Origin of the sequence: Cellulosimicrobium cellulans, from assembly GCF_042723955.1 — a bacterium.
GTDB lineage: Bacteria > Actinomycetota > Actinomycetes > Actinomycetales > Cellulomonadaceae > Cellulosimicrobium > Cellulosimicrobium cellulans_H.
Genome location: NZ_JBHXIC010000130.1, coordinates 4290 through 8202 on the forward strand (window position 1 = coordinate 4290; position 3913 = coordinate 8202).

At 71.1% G+C, this 3913-nt stretch carries 3 protein-coding genes; all 3 read right to left on the bottom strand.

Going from position 1 to position 3913, the window contains the following annotated elements; translation table 11 throughout:
- Nucleotides 1–163 precede the first annotated feature (163 nt).
- Nucleotides 164–1141 (bottom strand): galactofuranose ABC transporter, permease protein YjfF, encoded by a 978-nt coding sequence (gene yjfF, locus ACFWH7_RS20035; protein WP_378219264.1) that lies wholly within the window; start codon nt 1139–1141, stop codon nt 164–166.
- Between the two features lie 80 nt (nt 1142–1221).
- Entirely contained in the window at nt 1222–2280 is a 1059-nt protein-coding gene (locus ACFWH7_RS20040) for an ABC transporter permease (protein WP_378219266.1), read from the bottom strand.
- Nucleotides 2277–3815, bottom strand: a complete 1539-nt coding sequence (locus ACFWH7_RS20045) for a sugar ABC transporter ATP-binding protein (protein WP_378219268.1) — start codon at nt 3813–3815, stop codon at nt 2277–2279. The genes ACFWH7_RS20040 and ACFWH7_RS20045 overlap by 4 nt, the downstream gene beginning before the upstream one ends.
- Nucleotides 3816–3913 lie beyond the last annotated feature (98 nt).

Below are 3913 nucleotides of genomic sequence, written 5' to 3' on the forward strand. Positions count from 1 at the left end.
CGCGGCCCGGCCGGGCGCCCCCCCCCGCGCCGGGCCCCCGCCCCCCCCCCACTCCCCGCGGGCCCGGGGCCGGCGGCCGCGGCCCGCGGGCCCGGCCCCCCCCCCCCCGCCTCGGCGCGGCGCCCTGGAGGACGTCGCGAGGAGCGGGCCCGGCACCGCCGGCTCACCTCCGCCTGACGACCAGCACGCGCTGCAGGATCACGAAGACCAGGAGCAGCACGCCGATGACGATCTTGGTCCACCACGAGCTCAGCGTGCCCTCGAAGGTGATGATCGTCTGGATGAGTCCGAGCACGAGCACGCCCAGCACGGACCCGAGCACGAAGCCCGTCCCGCCCGTGAGCAGCGTTCCGCCGATGACGACCGCCGCGATCGCGTCGAGCTCCATACCCACGCCGGTGAGCGAGTAGCCGGAGCGCGAGAACATCGCGAAGAGCAGTCCGCCGATGCCGGCGCACGTGCCGCTCACCACGTACACGAGCACCTTGGTGCGCGCCACGGGCAGGCCCATGAGCATCGCCGACTGCTCGCCGCCGCCGATCGCGTAGACCGTGCGGCCGAACTGCGTGTAGTGCAGCACGTAGAACGCGATCGCGACGACGACGAGCGCGATGATGACCGCGGTCGTGACGCGCCAGCCGTCGCCGAACTCCTGGCTCCAGCCCGCGAGGGCCACGAACGACTCGTCCGTGATCGGGATCGACTGGAGCGAGATGACGTAGCACAGGCCGCGCGCGAGGAACATCGCGGCCAGCGTCGCGATGAACGGTTGGATGTCGAAGACGTGCACCATCAACCCGACCGCGAGGCCGAGGACGGTCCCGATGAGGACCGAGATGAGGAGCACGACCGCCACCGGCCACCCGCTCTGGAGCAGGGACGCCGTCGTGATGCCCGAGAGCGCCACCACGGCACCCACCGACAGGTCGATGCCGCCCGTGAGGATGACGAAGGTCATCCCGACCGCGAGCACGATGAGGAACGAGTTGTTGATGAACAGGTTCGAGATGACCCGGGCCGAGAGAAAGTTCTCGTACCGGCTGCCACCCACCACGAGCATGAGCGCGAGCACCGCGAACGTGCCGAGGACCGGGAGGTAGCGCCGGTCGAGGCGGACGCGGCTCGTGAGTCGCTCGGTCATGGACGGGCCTCCGGGGGCGGCGGACTCGGCGCCCCGCGGGTCCGGGGGCGAGGTCGGGGCAGGGGTCTGCACGGCGGACATCAGGCGCTCACCTCCGCGGCCGCGGCGGCCGTCGGGGCCGCGCGACGTCGTCGGGCGGCGATCAGGTCGCGCACCTTCGGCGACTGCGCGAGGCAGACCGCGATGACGACGATCGCCTTGAACAGGGGCGTGACGGACGGCGAGATGCCGAGCATGGTCACCGTGAGCGTGAGCGTCTGGATGATGAGGACGCCGACGAGCGTGCCCGAGAGCGAGAACTTGCCGCCCGCGAGCGAGGTGCCACCGATGACGACGGCGAGGATCGCGTCGAGCTCGATGAAGAGGCCGGCGTTGTTGGCGTCGGCCGCCATGGTGCTCGACGAGATCATGAGACCCGCGAGGCCGGCGAACAGCGCGCACACCGCGTACACGGTCCAGATGATGCTGCGGGACTTGACGCCCGCGAGGCGGCTCGCCTCCGGGTTGATGCCGACGGACTCGATGAGCATGCCGAGCGCGGTGCGGCGCGTGAGCAGCGCGACCGCGGCGAACACCAGGCCCGCGAGCACGACCGCCACGGGGATCCCGAACCAGAAGCCGGATCCGATCGCCTTGAACGGCGCGCTGTTGACCGTCGTGATCTGGCCGCCCGTGATGAGCATCGCGACGCCGCGGCCCGCGGTCATGAGCACGAGCGTCGCGATGATGGGCTGGATCCCGAGGACCGAGACCAGGAACCCGTTCCACACGCCGAGGACGAAGGACAGCGCGAGCGCGATCCCGACGGCCACCAGGACCGTCGTCAGGCTGTCCGGCGAGGGCGAGGACGCGATGAAGCTCAGAGCCACGGCGCCGGAGATCGCGACGACCGCGCCGACCGACAGGTCGATGCCGCGGGTCGCGATGACGAGCGTCATGCCGAGAGCGACGAGCAGCAGCGGCGCGCCGTTCTTCAGCAGGTTGACGAGCGACCCGAACAGGTGACCGTCCTGGAGCCGGACCGACAGGAAGCTGGGCCGGTTGATCGTGTTGACCGCCAGCAGCAGGACCAGCGCGACGATCGGCCAGAAGAGCCGGTGCTGGACGGCGCGCTGCCAGGCGGGTGCCGTGGTGCTCATGACTCCTGCCCTCCGCTCGCGATGAGCTCGACGACGTCCTCGACCGTGACGTCCTCGTCGTTGGTGATCTCCGCGACCTTGACGCGGTCGCGCATGACGGCGATGCGGTGGCTGAGCCGCAGCACCTCCTCGAGCTCGGCCGAGATGAAGACGACCGACATGCCCTCGCCCGCGAGCTGGGCCACGAGCTTCTGGATCTCGGCCTTGGCGCCGACGTCGATGCCGCGCGTCGGCTCGTCGAGGATGAGCAGCTTGGGGGCCGTCGCGAGCCAGCGCGCGAGGAGCACCTTCTGCTGGTTGCCGCCCGAGAGGTTCTTGATGAGCGCGTCCGGGTTGCCGGGGCGGATCGCGAGCGCCTTGATGTACGTCTCGACGATCTCGTCGACCTGCTTCTTCGGCAGGCGTCGCGCCCAGCCGCGCTCCGCCTGGAGCCCGAGCACGATGTTCTCGCGGATCGTCAGGTCGCCCACGATGCCCTCGGCCTTGCGGTGCTCCGAGGAGAACGCGATCTTGTGCTGCATCGCGCTGCGCGGGGTGCGCAGGCGCGCGAGCGCACCGCCGACGCGCACCTGGCCGCTGTCGGCGCGGTCCGCACCGGCGAGCAGGCGCGCGAGCTCCGTGCGGCCCGAGCCCAGCAGACCGGCGAGGCCCACGACCTCGCCCGGGTACACGTCGAGGTCGAACGGCTGCACCGAACCCTTGCGACCGACGCCGAGGGCCTGGACGAACGGCGTCGCCTCGCGATCGGCGACCGAGCGCTTGGGCGCCTCCTCGAGCTCCTCGAGCACCTCGAGCGACGTGCCGATCATCTTGGAGACGAGCTCGAGGCGCGGGAGCTCTGCCGTGACGTACTCGCCGACGAGCTTGCCGTTGCGCAGGACGGTCATGCGGTCCGAGATCTCGTACACCTGCTCGAGGAAGTGCGAGACGAAGAGGATCGCGACGCCCTCGTCGCGCAGCCGTCGCACGACGGCGAAGAGCTGGGCGACCTCGTCCGCGTCGAGGCTCGAGGTCGGCTCGTCGAGGATGAGGACCTTGCACTCGACGACGAGCGCGCGGCAGATCGCGACGAGCTGCTGCACCGCGAGCGAGTGGGAGGCGAGCGACGACGCCGGGTCGATGTCGAGGTTGAGTCGGGCGAGCATCTCGCCCGCGCGGCGACGGGTCGTGCGCCAGTCGATCGCGCCGAGGCGGCGCGGCTCGTGACCGAGCATGATGTTCTCGGCGACCGAGAGGTTCTCGCAGAGGTTGACCTCCTGGTACACCGGCGAGACGCCGGCTGCCTGGGCCTCGCCCGGGCCGGAGAACGTGTGCTCGGCGCCGTCGACGACGATGCGACCGGAGTCGATCGAGTAGACGCCGGTGAGCGCCTTGATGAGCGTCGACTTTCCGGCGCCGTTCTCGCCCATGAGGGCGTGGACCTCTCCGGGCCGGAGCGTGAGGTCGACTCCGTCGAGCGCCTTGACGCCCGGGAACTCGATCGAGATCCCGGTCATCTCGACGACGGGCCGACCGTCGGGGACGGCGGTAGTCATGGGTGACCTTCCGTGCAGCGGTGGCGGCGGGGCTGCCGGGCCCCGGGGCGCCTCAGGACGCCGGCGACGTCGGCATGCCGGCGGGGGTGCGTCGGCCG